The organism is Flagellimonas taeanensis (genome assembly GCF_003584105.1).
GTDB lineage: Bacteria > Bacteroidota > Bacteroidia > Flavobacteriales > Flavobacteriaceae > Flagellimonas > Flagellimonas taeanensis.
On record NZ_QXFO01000009.1, the window covers coordinates 37,408 to 52,767 of the forward strand.

At 47.2% G+C, this 15,360-nt stretch carries 14 protein-coding genes; 6 read left to right on the top strand and 8 right to left on the bottom strand.

Annotated features, from left to right (window positions below; all coding sequences use genetic code 11):
- The 4 genes from D2V93_RS03435 to D2V93_RS03450 all read right to left on the bottom strand — a co-directional run bounded on the left by D2V93_RS03435 (position 1) and on the right by D2V93_RS03450 (position 4,598).
- Positions 1-999 (bottom strand): vWA domain-containing protein, encoded by a 999-nt coding sequence (locus tag D2V93_RS03435; RefSeq protein ID WP_119618406.1) that lies wholly within the window; start codon positions 997-999, stop codon positions 1-3.
- Positions 1,000-2,604: a BatD family protein gene (locus D2V93_RS03440; protein ID WP_245978080.1), complete on the bottom strand. Its 1,605-nt coding sequence runs from the start codon at positions 2,602-2,604 to the stop codon at positions 1,000-1,002.
- Between the two features lie 56 nt (positions 2,605-2,660).
- Positions 2,661-3,527, bottom strand: coding sequence for a DUF58 domain-containing protein (locus D2V93_RS03445; protein ID WP_072876239.1), 867 nt, complete (start codon positions 3,525-3,527; stop codon positions 2,661-2,663).
- 69 nt (positions 3,528-3,596) lie between these two features.
- Positions 3,597-4,598, bottom strand: coding sequence for an AAA family ATPase (locus D2V93_RS03450; protein ID WP_119618408.1), 1,002 nt, complete (start codon positions 4,596-4,598; stop codon positions 3,597-3,599).
- Between the two features lie 158 nt (positions 4,599-4,756).
- On the opposite strand from D2V93_RS03450, the gene D2V93_RS03455 reads away from it, so the two are divergent.
- The 4 genes from D2V93_RS03455 to D2V93_RS03470 are packed head-to-tail and all read left to right on the top strand — an operon-like array spanning position 4,757 to position 8,000.
- Positions 4,757-5,629: an aldo/keto reductase gene (locus D2V93_RS03455; protein WP_119618409.1), complete on the top strand. Its 873-nt coding sequence runs from the start codon at positions 4,757-4,759 to the stop codon at positions 5,627-5,629.
- A 12-nt stretch (positions 5,630-5,641) separates the two neighbouring features.
- Entirely contained in the window at positions 5,642-6,394 is a 753-nt protein-coding gene (locus tag D2V93_RS03460; RefSeq protein ID WP_072876233.1) for an SDR family NAD(P)-dependent oxidoreductase, read from the top strand.
- Positions 6,395-6,437: 43 nt separating this feature from the next.
- Positions 6,438-6,818 (top strand): four helix bundle protein, encoded by a 381-nt coding sequence (locus D2V93_RS03465; RefSeq protein WP_119618410.1) that lies wholly within the window; start codon positions 6,438-6,440, stop codon positions 6,816-6,818.
- Positions 6,819-6,863: 45 nt separating this feature from the next.
- Entirely contained in the window at positions 6,864-8,000 is a 1,137-nt protein-coding gene (locus D2V93_RS03470; protein ID WP_072876229.1) for an ATP-binding protein, read from the top strand.
- Here the strand turns inward: D2V93_RS03470 and D2V93_RS03475 are convergent.
- Together D2V93_RS03475 and D2V93_RS03480 are read right to left on the bottom strand one after the other, a co-directional pair.
- Entirely contained in the window at positions 7,997-9,925 is a 1,929-nt protein-coding gene (locus tag D2V93_RS03475) for an alpha-amylase family protein (protein WP_119618411.1), read from the bottom strand. The genes D2V93_RS03470 and D2V93_RS03475 overlap by 4 nt on opposite strands.
- Positions 9,926-10,870: a carbohydrate kinase family protein gene (locus D2V93_RS03480; RefSeq protein ID WP_119618412.1), complete on the bottom strand. Its 945-nt coding sequence runs from the start codon at positions 10,868-10,870 to the stop codon at positions 9,926-9,928.
- A gap of 155 nt (positions 10,871-11,025) precedes the next feature.
- On the opposite strand from D2V93_RS03480, the gene D2V93_RS03485 reads away from it, so the two are divergent.
- Both D2V93_RS03485 and D2V93_RS03490 read left to right on the top strand, forming a co-directional pair.
- Positions 11,026-11,751, top strand: a complete 726-nt coding sequence (locus D2V93_RS03485; RefSeq protein ID WP_119618413.1) for a metallophosphoesterase — start codon at positions 11,026-11,028, stop codon at positions 11,749-11,751.
- Between the two features lie 54 nt (positions 11,752-11,805).
- Positions 11,806-12,801, top strand: a complete 996-nt coding sequence (locus D2V93_RS03490; RefSeq protein WP_119618414.1) for an acyl-ACP desaturase — start codon at positions 11,806-11,808, stop codon at positions 12,799-12,801.
- An 18-nt stretch (positions 12,802-12,819) separates the two neighbouring features.
- On the opposite strand, the gene D2V93_RS03495 is transcribed toward D2V93_RS03490, so the two are convergent.
- The gene (locus D2V93_RS03495; RefSeq protein WP_182849935.1) at positions 12,820-13,377 is read right to left on the bottom strand and encodes a hypothetical protein; all 558 of its coding nucleotides are present in this window, start codon (positions 13,375-13,377) and stop codon (positions 12,820-12,822) included.
- A gap of 355 nt (positions 13,378-13,732) precedes the next feature.
- Positions 13,733-15,286: an L-piperidine-6-carboxylate dehydrogenase gene (gene amaB, locus D2V93_RS03500; protein WP_119618415.1), complete on the bottom strand. Its 1,554-nt coding sequence runs from the start codon at positions 15,284-15,286 to the stop codon at positions 13,733-13,735.
- Positions 15,287-15,360: the final 74 nt, after the last annotated feature.

The following is a 15,360-nucleotide window of genomic DNA, read 5'->3' on the forward strand; positions in this document are numbered from 1 at the left end:
CTAAATAAAACTTTTAAATATGGAATTGCGCAATACCCATTCCAACAACAGCAAAGCCCCTGCCAAAAATATCAAAGGCCTGAACTTCTCACCATACTTGTAATATTTGAATTCCTCTATTTCCGTTTTTTCCAATTTATTGATTTCATCATAGATTTCTTCCAAAGATTCGTTGTTCGTGGCCCTGAAGTATTTTCCGCCAGTGACTTCCGCAATTTCCTTTAGAAGGTTTTCATCTATTTCCACTTGCCTCATGCCATATCTGAAGGAACCATCTCGGTTGTATGTAATGGGTGTGAGTGCGTTTCCGTTTGTGCCCAGTCCGATGGTGTAGGTCTTTATGTCAAATTCCACGGCAAGGTCGGCAGCTGTTTTGGGCTCGATGAACCCAGAATTGTTCACCCCGTCCGTCAATAAAATGATGACCTTGCTAATGGCCTTGCTTTCCTTGAGGCGGTTTACCGCGGTGGCAAGCCCCATCCCGATGGCAGTACCATCTTCCAGTTCACCATAGGTGATTTCGTTGAGCGCGTTCAGCACGATGGTCTTATCGCTGGTGATCGGGGTCTTGGTATAGCTTTCCCCGGCATAACCCACGATGCCGATGCGGTCGTTGGGGCGCTGTTCGATAAAGTTGGCCGCCACTTCTTTGAGGGCTATAAGACGGTTGGGTTTCAGGTCGCGGGCCAGCATACTTGATGATACGTCAATGGCCATGACAATGTCGATACCCTTTGTGGTCTTGGTCCTCGTGGAAATGTCCTCGGTCTGCGGTCGTGCCAGTGCGGTGATGATGGCCGCCAAGGTCAAGATGCGCAACGTAAAAAGCACGGGCCTTGCCTTTGAGGCCCAACTGCTTACAGTGAACCCCTTGATGCTTGAAATGCGAAGGGAAGCGGTTTCCTTTTTCCGTTTGAAAAAATACCATAGCAAAGCCAATGGCAGCAACAGGAGCAGCCAAAAAAATTCAGGATTTGCAAATTCTATATTCTCAAACATTTATGCCTGTGTTTTTACGTCCAAACTGTTCAATATACGGTCCACGATCTGTTCTGCATATTCGTCCCCCTCTTCCCAAGTGATGACCACCTGTTGCATGAAGCCTTTTCCGCCAAAGGAAAGGATATTGTACTTGGCCCTTTTGGAATCACCGCTGGCTGGATTTTCAAAAGTTCCGGTTCCGAAGGTCTTGATGCCCTTTACGCCTGAAGTGGTTGCAAACTCTTCCTGCTTGGTGATGATGTTCTTCAGCCCCAATTTTTCAAAACCGGCCAAAATGGAACCTACTGCGGCCTCAAAATTGGGGTCGGACTCTTCTTTATAGGTCACCGAACTGGCGCTTACCGAAAAAACACCCACATAACTGCCATACGAGAAGGCCTGTAACTCCTTGATGAGTTCCTGGGTCTCCTTGGGCAGTTCCACATCCTGTCGGACCAAGACGTCCGGGGTTTCCAATTGTATTGGGGGAAAGCCATAGGAACTGGACACCCATTCGTTTTCCAAAAGCTCTTTGGTGGGATAGCCAAAAACGGTATCCCTTACTTGCTTGAAACCAAAATAGACTACGGAGAAAACACCTCCGAGAAACAATATCCCGACGAATATGGCGGCAGCCCAATAGATTCGCTTTCGTTGTTTTTTCTTGGCCAGTTCCTCTAGGTATTCTTCGTCCCGCAAAAGTTCCTCCTCGGTAGGTTCGGGCATGGCCTCATGGGTCTTCACCACGATTTGCTCCACCAGTTTTCTATCCTGTTCCGCGACAGAAGTTGCCGGTTTTGATTTGGCGAACTTCACCAAATCGGCCGTTTCCAGAATTTTTTTGAACTGCTGGATGGTATCGTCATCCAGCTTGAGCTCACCGGCATCCTTCAACAGTTCCAGTTTGGTGATCAACTGTCCCGTGGTACTTTCCATAGCGGTCACATGCACCTCGTCTTCCAGGTACGAACGCACAATATCGGTAAGCTCAGAGTAGTATTCCTTGTATTGGTCTTGGATGAGGTATTTGGAATTTTCCAGGTTTTTCAGTTCCAAAAGGGCACGGTCATAGGGTGGCAACAAGGCTACTTTCTCTTCCTCGGTCAAAGGTTTCTTCCTAAGGAAAAACCAATAGACCAGTCCACCCACGACAACAAGGCCCAATAGGACCCAAAGCACTATTTTTAAGAGCTTGGCACGGCTACGTTCCACTTGCATGAGCGGCTTGATGTCGTACATCTTTTGTTTGGTGGTGTCCACGGCCACATCTGCCACTTTGATTCGGAAGGAATCCGTGAAAAATTGCTTCTCGTTGACCGTGACAATCTGTGGGGGTACGGTGTAGGCACCGCTGTCAAATTGGGTCAGGGCATAGATCCGTTGCAGGGTGACCCTGTTTTTGTTCTTGATGGTGTCGGCCATGATGGCCTCCACGGTTTCCAAGGGGGAGAAGGTCTGCCCTTCGGGAAAATGGACCACATCTGTGGAATCCGTTTCAACGGTGATCGTGTAATGGATCTGTTCCCCAATTTTGATGGAAAAGGTATCCACTTCCGTGGAGATTTTGGGTTCCGTTTGGGAAAATAGGGTGTTGGGCAAAAGAAAAAGGAACAGCAGCGCCATCAACACAAATGGTGTTGGGACATTTTGAATTTTCAATTTTGAATTTTCAACTTGCATTATCCCCTTCGTTTAAAATATCCCAATAGTTTTCTTACGTAGCTTTCGTCAACCCGGCAATTGATGACCCCGCATCCTGATTTGGTGAACGAATCCATGAAATAGGCCACCTTTTGTTTGTGGAACTCGCCATAGGCGTAGCGTACCTTTTTGGATTGTGTGTTCACCAGTTGCAAGGCACCGGTCTCAGCATCCTGCATCTGCACCATGCCCAAATTGGGGATGGATTCTTCCTTCTCGTCGAATATCCTTATGCCCGTAACGTCGTGCTTGTTGCCCACGATTCGCAGCGTGTTGTCGTAATCATCGGCAATGAAATCCGAGAGTACAAAAACGATGGCTTTTTTCTTCATCACATTGGTGAGGAACTTCAATGCCTCTGCAATGTTGGTCTTGCTGCTCTTTGGAGTGAATTCCAACAGTTCCCGGATGATACGCAGCACGTGGCTCTTTCCTTTTTTGGGCGGGATGTAGAGTTCCACTTCATCGGAAAAAAGGATGACGCCCACTTTGTCGTTGTTCTGCATGGCCGAGAAGGCAAGTGTGGCCGAGATTTCCGTGATGACCTCTTTCTTGAACTGATCGGCGGTGCCAAAAAGCTCCGATCCACTCACGTCAACCATCAGCATCATGGTGAGTTCCCGTTCCTCCTCGAACACCTTTACAAAAGGTTCGTTGTACCGGGCGGTCACGTTCCAGTCGATGCTCCTTACATCGTCCCCGAACTGGTATTGCCGTACCTCACTGAAGGTCATACCCCTACCCTTGAACGTAGAATGGTATTCCCCACCAAAAATATGGTCGGAAAGACGCCGGGTCTTTATTTCAATCTTACGTACTTTTTTAAGTAGTTCTTTTGTATCCATTTGGTTCAGGAGATAGGTTTTCGGGTTGGCTAAAAAGTATTGCTACTTTGACCGAGAAACATTGAACCGTTACGGCACTTCTACCTCGTTGACAATCTTGTTGATGATCTCTTCGGAAGTGATGTTTTCCGCTTCGGCCTCGTAAGTGATCCCGATCCTGTGTCGGAGAACATCGTGTACCACGGCCCTTACATCCTCTGGCACCACGTAGCCCCTTCGTTTGATGAAGGCATAGCATTTGGAGGCATTGGCCAAATTGATACTTCCCCTGGGGGATGCTCCAAAACTGATCAGGGGCTTGAGGCCCCCCAAATTATATTTTTCGGGATACCTGGTGGCAAAGATGAGATCCAGGATGTATTTCTCTATTTTTTCGTCCATATAGACCGCACGGACCGCATCTTGTGCGCTCAAGATCTGGTTAATGGAGACAACTGGTTTTACTTCCTCAACATCACCCCTGAGATTTTGTCTGATGATGAGTTGCTCTTCGTTGAGTTTTGGGTAGTCGATCACTGTTTTCAACATGAAACGGTCCACTTGCGCTTCGGGAAGCGGGTAAGTACCTTCCTGTTCCACGGGGTTCTGGGTGGCCATGACCAAAAAGGGAGGCGCCAGTTTAAAGGTCTCGTCCCCAATGGTAACCTGCTTTTCCTGCATGGCCTCAAGTAGGGCGGACTGTACTTTGGCGGGCGCACGGTTGATCTCGTCCGCCAATACGAAATTGGCAAAAATGGGCCCTTTCTTGATGGAAAAATCGTTTTCCTTGATGTTGTATATGAGGGTTCCGACCACATCGGCGGGCAAAAGATCGGGAGTAAACTGTATCCGGCTAAAACTTCCTTTGACGGCTTTTGCCAAAGTGTTGATGGCCAGTGTCTTTGCGAGTCCGGGAACCCCTTCGAGCAGGATGTGTCCCTTTCCCAATAGGCCGATGAGCAAACGCTCCACCATATGGTTCTGGCCCACAATGGCCTTGTTCATCTCAACCTTTAGAAGATCAATAAAAGCACTCTCTTGGGCGATTTTCTCATTCACAGCACTAATATCGATAGTAGTGTTTTCTTCCATTATAACTTCTATTGTTAGGTATTACTGTCAGTGATTTTGCTAGGGTGTGCAAAATGAAAATTTATTTAAAATCCACCTGTTAATTAATGGTTAAAATAAAAGCCAAACCCCTAGTTTTATGAAGGATTTAAGGGTTTAATTTTATACTTTCATCCCATATGCGAAAGATAGACAAATTTTCCAGAATCGTATCTGGAACCATGACATGGGGAAGTTGGGGCAAGCAACTTTCACAAAAAGAAATGGTGGAATTGATGCACCATTGTATTGAAAATGGATTGACCACCTTTGACCACGCCGACATTTATGGCAGCTATTCCACCGAAGCGGATTTTGGCAATGCCTTTGCCGACAGCGGTATAAATAGGGAGGACATCCAATTGGTCTCCAAGTGTGGAATCCAGCTGACACGGGGTAGGGACAACAAGATCAACCATTACCAATACGATAAAGATTACATCATCTGGTCGGCCGAGCAAAGCCTGAAAAAGCTTCGGACAGATTACTTGGACCTGCTCTTGATGCACCGTCCAAGCCCATTGATGGAACCTTTTGAAATGGCCGAAGCGCTACAACATCTGCTCGATAGCGGAAAGGTAAAACAGGTTGGGGTCTCTAATTTCACGCCCTCGCAAACTGCCATGTTGGAAAAGGCCATTCCGGTTACCGCAAACCAAGTGGAGTTTTCACTGACGCATGATGAGCCCATGTACGATGGCACTTTTGACGATTGTATTGCCGGCAAGAGGTTGGCCATGGCGTGGAGCCCTTTGGGTGATTTCTTCCGTGAAAAGGATGGGCGAACGAAGCGTATTGCAAAGGTGATGGGTCCATTGATGGAAAAATATGGGGCAGATGAAAGCCAATTGCTCCTGGCGTGGATCTTAAGGCACCCGGCCAACATCTATCCGGTGATAGGGACCACGAGCAAAGAGAGGATAACACTGTCGGCAAAAGCCGCTCAGATTGAACTGGAACTTCAGGATTGGTTTGCCCTTTTAGTGGCCAGCCAAGGCCACGATGTTCCTTAAAGAGTAAAAGAGATGGCAACAACAGCATTGATCACTGGGGCCACCAGTGGAATAGGAAAGGCAACGGCCGAACTTTTTGCAAAGCAAGGGTTCAACCTTGTTCTCTGTGGCCGTAGGAAAGAACGATTGGATGAGATCAAAAAGGACCTGGAAAAATGGACTGGGGTACACCTTCTCCATTTTGATGTGAGGGACAGAAAAGCGGTTTTCGCCGCCATTGAAGGCTTGCCCATGGGATATTCCCAAATCGATATTTTGGTGAACAATGCCGGAAATGCCCATGGACTGGACCCCATTGACAAGGGAAACCCGGATGATTGGGATGCCATGCTGGACATCAATGTGAAGGGACTCTTATATATATCTAAAGCCATTTTGCCCCAGATGGTGGAACGCAAGTCCGGACATATCATCAATATTGGGTCTACAGCAGGCAAGGAAGTTTATCCCAACGGAAATGTGTATTGTGCCAGCAAACATGCCGTGGATGCCATCAACCAGGGCATGCGCATGGATCTGAATGCCTACGGTATCCGCGTTGGGGCGGTAAACCCGGGACTGGTGGAAACGGAATTCAGCAATGTTCGGTTCAAAGGGGATAAGGAAAGGGCTTCCAATGTTTACAAAGGGTTTCAGCCCCTGAAACCGGAAGATATCGCCGACATCATTCATTTTGTGGTCACAAGGCCGTATCACGTCAACATTGCGGACCTGGTGGTCATGCCCACGGCCCAGGCAAGCAGCACAATTGTGAACAAAACATAGTTGCGGGATTCGTGTTCCGGGTTTAACGTTTAAAACAAGCAAGATGAACAGTTTTGAAGAATTGGAAATCTGGAAATTGGCAAGGGAGATTTGCAACGATGTCTGGCATTTCATGGAAAAGACTTCCTTAGGCAAGGATTATAGCCTCAAGAACCAAATGAACGCCTCATCAGGGTCCATTATGGATAATGTTGCTGAAGGATTTGAACGAAACGGAAATAAGGAATTTACTCAGTTTTTGAGTATAGCAAAGGCATCCTGCGGTGAGCTGAGATTACAATTATATCGCTGTTTGGACAGAGAACACATTTCACAAGAAGAGTTTGACCGGGTTTTTTCAAAGACCATCACAGAAGGCAAAAAAATAGGGGCGTTTATGGCATATCTCAAGAAATCTGAAAGAAAAGGGGCAAAATATGATTAAAAAACAAGCCTTTCACCCTCAACCCGAATCCCGAAACCTGATGTCATGATCAACAAACGCCTACTGGTAAAAAATCTTTTAGCGCATAATGATGAGAACAGTTTTTATGACAAAAAGCGTTTTATATCCATAGGTGAAAAAGAAGGAAAGGCAAAGTTTCTAAAACATGTCTGTGCCTTGGCCAACAGCAACCCCAAGAACAACTCTTTTATCGTGATCGGAGTGGAGGATGCGGACAATGACATCGTAGGGGTCGATTTCTTCGATGACAGCAAGATCCAAAACTTGGTCAATGCCTATTTGGACAATCCGCCCATCATTTCGTACGAGAACATCCCCTTTCCGCACCTGCCAGAAGGGAAAGTGGTCGGGTTGGTCACCATTCGTTCCAATGGAAAAGTATGTGCCCTGCGGAAAAACATCTGGAAATACTATGGCGGTTCAGTGTTTTTCAGGGAAGGGAGCATCAGTCTTCCCAAGGCGTATGGCATAGAGTTGAAAGACATCAACTCCGAAAAAGTCGCCACGATTGAGCAACATGCCAGGAACAACATTGAGCTCACCCTGGATGCCGTGATCAATTTCATGAATACCCGACACCCCGATCTCACCAGCAATTATAAAGTCTTCAAGGAACAGTTCGTGGTCTGCTGGGCGGGCATCAAAAAGAAAATCAAGAACAAGACCTATTATTCCCGGGTGGACATTGAGCTCATCAATGAGCAGGTGAAACTGTTTTATTCCGCCTTGGACGAGATCACCATCGACTATGACAATGATTCCTTTGCCACCTTGGAGTATGTGCAACTGGGATTAGGGTCCGAACAGAAATATTATCCTTTGGAAGAAATGGTGATCACGTTTTCGGAGAACGGAAAATATACCATCAATAGCAAACTGGTGTTTGAGCCGCCACAGTACGACAAAAAAACGCTCTACCATGTGTACAATACGAACAATGCACTCCTGAAAAAAGTGGAGAACAGGATTCCCCTGACCGAATCGGAACAAAGGGACCTGACCCATCTTCCCGCCACCTATCTCATCTGTTACCTAAACGGCTTTGAAGAGGCCAAGGAGCAGATGGACCGTTCCAGATCCATCCTTAAGTCCTATGATAGTGGCATTTATCAATCCCTGAAGGAATCGCAGCGTGTATTAAGGAAAGTTCGGTACAGCTAGCCCTTTTTTAACCAGATCATTTGATAGGGCAAGATTTCCAATAGTCCACTTTTCACGGAGATTTGCTGGTCCGACACCAGATCCAGAGGGTCACCTTTGGTGAAATAGCCCATTTTTTTGATCCAGCCCGTTTCGATCACTTGAGGCTTTTCGTCAAAATTGCAGAGGACCAATAGCCCTTGTCTGTCACCATTGCTCCGTCCAAAGGCAAGGATGTGGTCGTTGCCCGTATGGTAAAGCTCCATATCATTGTTGTCCGCGAACAAGGGGTTCTTCTTTCGGATCTGGATCAGTTTTTGTAGGGTGTGGAAAATCTGGGCTTGGGGAGAGGTTTCTTCCCCAAGCCGTGAAACGGCATCCCAATCCTGGAGCGGTCGGTTCACCCATCGGCTGTCCCCTTTTTTGGCATTATCATTTCGGAAAGAATAATCGTTGAGGGTGCCGATTTCATCCCCAGCATAGATCAGAGGAATACCACCAAAGGCAAATACAATGCCGTGCAGCATGATGATTTTGGCAATAGATCGATCTATGAGCTCCTTATCCTTGAGCATTACGCCTTTTTCCAGCCCTAAAAGCGATGCGGCACTTCCAGTGATGCGCCCATCGCCCGTTTTTGGGTTGTACATGAAAAGCAATCCCATGGCTGGCGACCAGTCCAGTTTTTGGCAATAGTAATCCAACAAAAACTTGCGGTGGAGTTCGGGTGACCAGCCCAGTTCCCATATCAATTGGTTCTCGTAACCCAGGCCAATATCGTCATGGCAGCGGATGTAGTTGATCCAGGTACAGTCTTTTGGCTTTCCGGGCACGTGCGCCAGACTTTTGTAGAGTAGATTGGTTTTTTTGGTGGCGATGGAGTTCCAGAGTAGGGCCATCAACGATGCATTATAGGCCACCTCACATTCATTGCCCAACGTTTGTCCCTCTCCAAAATATTTTACGATATCTGTTGGGGCCACAATGGCCTCGGCCAAAAGGATAACACCTGGAGCCACCACCTGGAGGCACATCCGGAACAAGGAAACAAGGGTATGGGCCTCGGGAAGGTTTTGGGAGATGGACCCTATCTTCTTCCAAAGGAAAGCGAGTGCATCAAACCGTACCACGTCCACGCCCATATCCGCCAACTTTGCCAAGTTGATCAGCATTTCCAAAAACACTTCCGGGTTGGTGTAGTTGAGGTCCCATTGGTAGCTGTTGAAGACCGTCATCACCCATTTTTCCATTTCGGGAATGTAGGTAAAGTTGCCGGGCGAGGTTTCCGGAAACACCTCAGGAAGAGTCTTTTCAAATTCATCCGGAACGGTGCGGTCGTCAAACGTATAGTAGTACCCCTGGTATTTTTTATCGCCCTTGATGGCCTTTTTGGCCCATGGGAATTCGTCAGAAGTGTGGTTTACCACAAAATCCAACATCAAATAGATGCCCTCCTTTCTGAATTCGGAAGTGAGTGCGAGCAGGTCTTCCTTGGTTCCATACCTTTTGTCCACCTGAAGGTAGCTGTTCACGGCATAGCCCCCATCATTTTCGCCCTTGGGTCTGGAGGTGATCGGCATCAAATGCAGAAAGTTCACCCCCAGTTCTTTCAGATAAGGGATTTTTTGGCGCAGCCCGTTCAGGTCTTTGTTGAAATGCTCCACATACATCTGCATCCCCAACATTTTTTCGGATTGGTACCAGTTCCCGGCGTTCAATCGGAGAAGGTCCTGTTCCTTTAGGTCCGAGGGTCTGGAAGCAAAAACTTTGGGGAGCAAATCCAACAATTTGTTGAAATATGCTCCATGTTGATTTTCAGGATAAAGCGAAAAAAACAACTGTTGGATGAGGGTAAGATTGGTGGCCAACCGAAGCTCGAAGAGTGCTGTGCTGTCCTTTTCCTTTGACTGTTGGGCCACGAGCCGATGTAACTGAGCCTGGTTCATTTAGATTCCGATCTGGTCTTTTGTGGGAAGGGCGACGATGGCCCCGTAGTTGGTCGTGGTAATGGCCCCGGCCACATTGGCCTTGGCGACCATATTTTCCAGAAGTGTAAAGTCTTCAAAAACGGGGTCAAAATTGCCTAGGCCCGAAATCTGGTAGAGCAGACATCCGATAAAGGCATCTCCTGCCCCAGTGGTATCAACAGGGGAAACCTCGATGCTCGGGATGGTTTTTTTGGTCCCGGCCATGCTCAGCAGGGTCCCTTCACTACCCATGGTTACGGTGATGATTTTGGTACCTACCTCATGGAGAACGTCGCAAGCCTCGTTCGGATCTTTTTTTCCTGACAAAAGCTGTGCTTCCTCCAAACTGAACTTGCACAAATGCGATTTTTCAATGAAGGGGGTGCATTTTTTTATAAAGGTGTCCTCATCATCTTTCCAAAGGTCCCTCCTAAAATTGGGGTCAAAGCTGATGAACATTTCCTTGGTGAGCGCATCAAACAGATATTTGCCATAGGCCTTTTCCAACGAACCGCCCAACAGTGCGGTGGCAGCTCCCAGATGAAGAATGTTGCCGTGGAGAATTTTTCGTAGGTTGGGGTCATATTCCAACGCCTTGTCGGCCCCGCGGCAGAACACAAAATCGCGTTCCCCGTCCTCGGCCAGTGAGACAAAGGCGAGTGTGGTGAACGTTTTGGACCGTTGTACCAAGGAAATATCTACCCCCTCCTTTTTGAGGGTGTCCAAGAGGAATGTTCCGAAGGGATCGTTGCCCACACAGCCCAAAAAGATGCCCCTGCCTCCCAACTTGGCGATGGCACAGGCCACATTGGCCGGAGCTCCGCCCGCTTTCTTGGTAAAATCCGTGGCCTGGACCAGATTGCTCCCCTGTCTTTCAGCAACAAAATCGATCAACAGTTCACCGACACAGAATACTTTTTTCATAGTTTTCGAAATATCCTAAGGTACATAGAAAATCATACCACGACCAAAAATGGGTATTCCTTTTTTGCATCAAGGTCTTCGTTCCGGTTGATAAACTTTGCCTCAATTTCATAGGTGCCCGGTCATTTGTGTGTAATATTGCGAAAAACTTTTCTATGCGCACGCTGGTTGTGGGAGATGTCCATTCCGGAGTAAGGGCCTTGGAGCAACTCATGGACAAGGCCAATGTTTCATCAGAGGACCACATTATTTTTTTGGGGGATTATGTGGATGGCTGGAGCACGGCCGTTGAGACCATCGACTTTTTGATACGGATAAAGGACACCCACAATTGTACTTTCATACGGGGCAACCACGATGAGCTTTGCAGGGAATGGCTGCTCACCCAAAGGGAGAATCCCCAATGGCTGATACATGGGGGAACGGCGACTAGAGATTCGTATTTAGGCGCCAATAGGCAGAAGTGGGAGCTTCACCTGGACTTTTATGCGGGGCTGGAGAACTATTATTTGGCCAAGGATAACAGACTGTACCTCCATGCCGGGTACACCAACCTCAAGGGTATCGATTTTGAGTATTTTGAACAATCCTTCTATTGGGACAGGACGTTATGGGAATTGGCAACTGCGCTAAGCCCTGATCTGGAACCCACAGACCCTAAATTTCCCAAACGATTGACCCACTACAAAGAAGTCTTCATTGGGCATACCCCCATTTCCAAACTCAGAGTGGTTCCACCGCAAAATGCCGCCAATGTTTGGAACGTGGACACCGGTGCTGCATTTATGGGAAAGCTGACCATGCTGGACGTGGACACCAAGGAATTTTGGCAGAGTGATCCTGTTCACACCCTTTATCCCGGCGAGCGGGGAAGAAATTAGCATTATTCCATCCATAATAGAATTTTAATCGAGACCTTTGCAAAAAGCAGCTATATGTCGATTAAAAATGTACGATTGGAGGTGATGCAGGCCATAGAACCTAAGGTTGAGGGGTTTATGGAAGAATTTTTGGTGCCCATCGAAAAAATATGGCAACCTACGGATTTTTTGCCGGATTCCCAGAGTGATGATTTTTTTGATGAAGTGCAACAGATTCGGGGAGAAGCAAAGGAACTCGGTTATGATTTTTGGGTGACGCTAGTGGCGGACACCATTACCGAAGAAGCACTTCCCACCTACGAATCTTGGTTGATGGACGTTGAGGGAATAGATCAGCACAGTGGAAAGGACAACGGGTGGAGCAAATGGGTAAGGGCATGGACCGCCGAAGAGAACAGGCACGGGGACGTACTGAACAAATACCTCTACCTTTCTGGACGCGTGAATATGCGTGAGGTGGAGATCACCACCCAACATTTGATCGCTGATGGCTTCGACATTGGAACGGACAGGGACCCCTATAAGAATTTCGTGTATACCACTTTCCAAGAGCTGGCCACCAACATCTCGCACAAAAGGGTCGGAAAAATGGCGAAACAGAAGGGCAACGGATTGTTGGCAAAGATGTGTACCATAATTGCAGGTGATGAGATGAGGCACCATTTGGCCTATCGCGAGTTTGTAAAGACCATTATGGGACAGGACCCCAATGGTATGGTTTTGGCCTTCGCCGATATGATGAAGAAAAAAATCGTGATGCCCGCACACTTTTTGAGGGAATCGGGAGGCTCCATTGGTGAAGCGTTCGAGCAGTTCTCCAACTGTGCGCAACGATTGGGGGTCTATACTGCACAGGACTACATCGAAATTTTGAAAAAGCTGAACGAATATTGGGAAATAGGACGTTTGGGAGGTCTCTCCGATCAAGCGGAAAAGGCCAGGGATTACCTGATGAAACTTCCCGACAGATTACAGCGCATAGCCGAACGGATGCAGTTTTCCCAAAAGCAGCAGACCTTCAAATGGGTTGAGGCCAATGGGAAGATATAGAAAGACTGGTCAGTCTATCTAGTATTTGCCTGCACGGTGTTTTTCCTGCCATTCTGCAAGTTGTTTCCAGTGCCCTTCATAGGCCATTTTTGCCTGCATGGGCCATGAGGCCGGGTCATGGATTCGGTATCTTTTGCCTCCGGAATTGAGCACTTCTTGACAGGTGTCTGCAGAGGTCTCCGAAAGTGCTTTCCAGGTTTTGATGTCGAATTTGTGGAAAAGTTCCTCGATTTTTGGACCAATGCCCTCCACTATTTTAAGATCATTCTCTTTGATGTTCTTCCCGAAGGCCGTTTTTGCCTCATTGGCATGGAATGTCGGCGCAAGTTTTGAAATCGGAACAGGAGGATCAATCACATTTTCCTTGGAAGGTTTTGCGGCAGACAACCTCTTTTTACACGTGTCCAGGTCCGCTTTCAATTTAGCATTTTCGATTTCCAACAAATTGATCTGAAATGAATTGTCCGAGTCGGAACCAGCATTGACCTTGCCAAAAAGATAGCCAACTACCCCTGAGATTATCCCGGTGACACCCAAGATGATCCAAAACCAAATTGTTGAAATTTCTAGGTTCATTTTGAGGTTGATTAGGTTGATGAAACTGTATATCCAAAATATTAAAAAAATCTTAAAATTTTAAATATAATTCATAGAATTTGAGCTATTTAGAAAATGGTCGAAGAGGGTTTGTAAAAAATAGGAGCAGGAAATATATCAAAAAGAACCAACCATACACTTTTTGGGACCACTTGTATGATACCCCATGGAAACCTGTCAAAATAGTGAGAAATTAGGGTCGAATATTAGGTAAACAACCCTATTTCTCCCGACAAAGATCCGGCATTGGAGTAGGGTTTTAAATTAAGTTTGAGTTAGTTAAGTTGGTTTTAAAGACTGCCCATTTAGTGTTCATCCTAAATGGGCGGCTTTTTTATAGATCAAACTTTATTCCTTGCGCCAAAGGAAGTTTCGTGGTGTAGTTGATGGTGTTGGTCTGTCTGCGCATATATATTTTCCAGGCATCTGAGCCACTTTCACGACCGCCCCCAGTTTCTTTTTCGCCACCAAAGGCACCACCAATTTCGGCCCCCGAGGTTCCAATGTTCACGTTGGCGATTCCGCAGTCGCTGCCAGCGGCCGACAAAAAGTGTTCGGCCTCCCGTAAACTGTTCGTCATTATCGCAGAGGAAAGTCCCTGTACCACTCCGTTCTGTTGCTCAATGGCATTTTCGACCCCACCGGAATATTTTAGCAGGTACAATATGGGGGCAAAGGTCTCTTCCTGTACGATCTTGAAACTGTTCTGGGCTTCCACGATGGCGGGTTTCACATAGCAACCACTGCCATATCCTTCACCTTCCAGCACACCACCTTCGACCAATATTTTCCCTCCTTCCGTTTTCGCCTTTTCCAGGGCACTGAGGTACATTTTGACGGCATCGGTATCGATCAAGGGGCCAACGTGGTTGGATTGGTCTAACGGATTGCCGATTTTCAGTTGTTTGTAGGCTTCTGTGATGGCATCCTTCACCTTATCGTAAACAGATTCATGCACAATCAATCTTCTGGTAGAGGTGCAGCGTTGGCCAGCGGTGCCGACGGCCCCGAACACGGCCCCGATCACCGTCATTTTAATGTCGGCATCAGGCGAAACGATGATGGCATTGTTGCCCCCCAGCTCCAAAAGCGATTTGCCCAATCTGGCCGCTACGGCCTGGGCCACAATTTTTCCCATTCGGATAGATCCCGTAGCCGAAACCAATGGAATACGTTTGTCCCGCGTCATGAGTTCGCCCACCTTATAATCTCCATTGATGAGGCAGGAAATGCCTTCGGGAAGGTTGTTCTTCTTCAAGACCTCGGCTATGATATTTTGACAGGCAATGCCACAAAGAGGTGTCTTTTCTGAGGGTTTCCATACGCAGACATCCCCGCAGACCCAAGCAAGGGCTGTGTTCCATGCCCAAACGGCTACAGGAAAGTTAAAGGCGGATATGATACCCACTACGCCAAGTGGATGGTATTGCTCGTACATGCGGTGCCCGGGCCTTTCCGAATGCATGGTCAATCCGTGCAATTGTCGGGACAGTCCCACGGCAAAATCACAGATATCGATCATTTCCTGAACCTCGCCCAAACCTTCCTGATAGGATTTCCCCATTTCGTAGGATACCAATTTGCCCAGAGGTTCCTTGAGTTCGCGTAACCTATCTCCAAACTGTCTTACAATTTCCCCACGTTGCGGTGCGGGAACCATACGCCATTCCTTGAAAGCGGATGTGGCGGAGACCATCACCTTTTCATAATCGGCAGGAGAGGTGGTCTTTATTTTTCCGATGAGTGCCCCATCGACTGGGGAAAAAGAGGAGATGATATTCCCTGAACCAAAATTTTGCGAGCCTGTCGATGTTCCATAGTTGGCTTCTTGAAGGCCAAGTTGTTCCAAGGCCTCGTCCATTCCAAAAGCAGTAGCTGTTTTTGACATTTATAACTTTTTACGTGTGAATTGTTATATTTTGACGAAAATACAAATAATACTTCACAAGAAAAATGATGATT

What these genes read in the sequence shown, in the direction of transcription:
- D2V93_RS03475 (WP_119618411.1), bottom strand. Translation starts at nt 9,925, where the DNA reads ATGAACCAGGCTCAGTTACATCGGCTCGTGGCCCAACAGTCAAAGGAA.
- D2V93_RS03495 (WP_182849935.1), bottom strand. Translation starts at nt 13,377, where the DNA reads ATGAACCTAGAAATTTCAACAATTTGGTTTTGGATCATCTTGGGTGTC.
- D2V93_RS03450 (WP_119618408.1), bottom strand. Translation starts at nt 4,598, where the DNA reads ATGGAAGAAAACACTACTATCGATATTAGTGCTGTGAATGAGAAAATC.
- D2V93_RS03480 (WP_119618412.1), bottom strand. Translation starts at nt 10,870, where the DNA reads ATGAAAAAAGTATTCTGTGTCGGTGAACTGTTGATCGATTTTGTTGCT.
- D2V93_RS03490 (WP_119618414.1), top strand. Translation starts at nt 11,806, where the DNA reads ATGTCGATTAAAAATGTACGATTGGAGGTGATGCAGGCCATAGAACCT.
- amaB (WP_119618415.1), bottom strand. Translation starts at nt 15,286, where the DNA reads ATGTCAAAAACAGCTACTGCTTTTGGAATGGACGAGGCCTTGGAACAA.
- D2V93_RS03460 (WP_072876233.1), top strand. Translation starts at nt 5,642, where the DNA reads ATGGCAACAACAGCATTGATCACTGGGGCCACCAGTGGAATAGGAAAG.
- D2V93_RS03465 (WP_119618410.1), top strand. Translation starts at nt 6,438, where the DNA reads ATGAACAGTTTTGAAGAATTGGAAATCTGGAAATTGGCAAGGGAGATT.
- D2V93_RS03485 (WP_119618413.1), top strand. Translation starts at nt 11,026, where the DNA reads ATGCGCACGCTGGTTGTGGGAGATGTCCATTCCGGAGTAAGGGCCTTG.
- D2V93_RS03445 (WP_072876239.1), bottom strand. Translation starts at nt 3,527, where the DNA reads ATGGATACAAAAGAACTACTTAAAAAAGTACGTAAGATTGAAATAAAG.
- D2V93_RS03470 (WP_072876229.1), top strand. Translation starts at nt 6,864, where the DNA reads ATGATCAACAAACGCCTACTGGTAAAAAATCTTTTAGCGCATAATGAT.
- D2V93_RS03435 (WP_119618406.1), bottom strand. Translation starts at nt 999, where the DNA reads ATGTTTGAGAATATAGAATTTGCAAATCCTGAATTTTTTTGGCTGCTC.
- D2V93_RS03440 (WP_245978080.1), bottom strand. Translation starts at nt 2,604, where the DNA reads ATGGCGCTGCTGTTCCTTTTTCTTTTGCCCAACACCCTATTTTCCCAA.
- D2V93_RS03455 (WP_119618409.1), top strand. Translation starts at nt 4,757, where the DNA reads ATGCGAAAGATAGACAAATTTTCCAGAATCGTATCTGGAACCATGACA.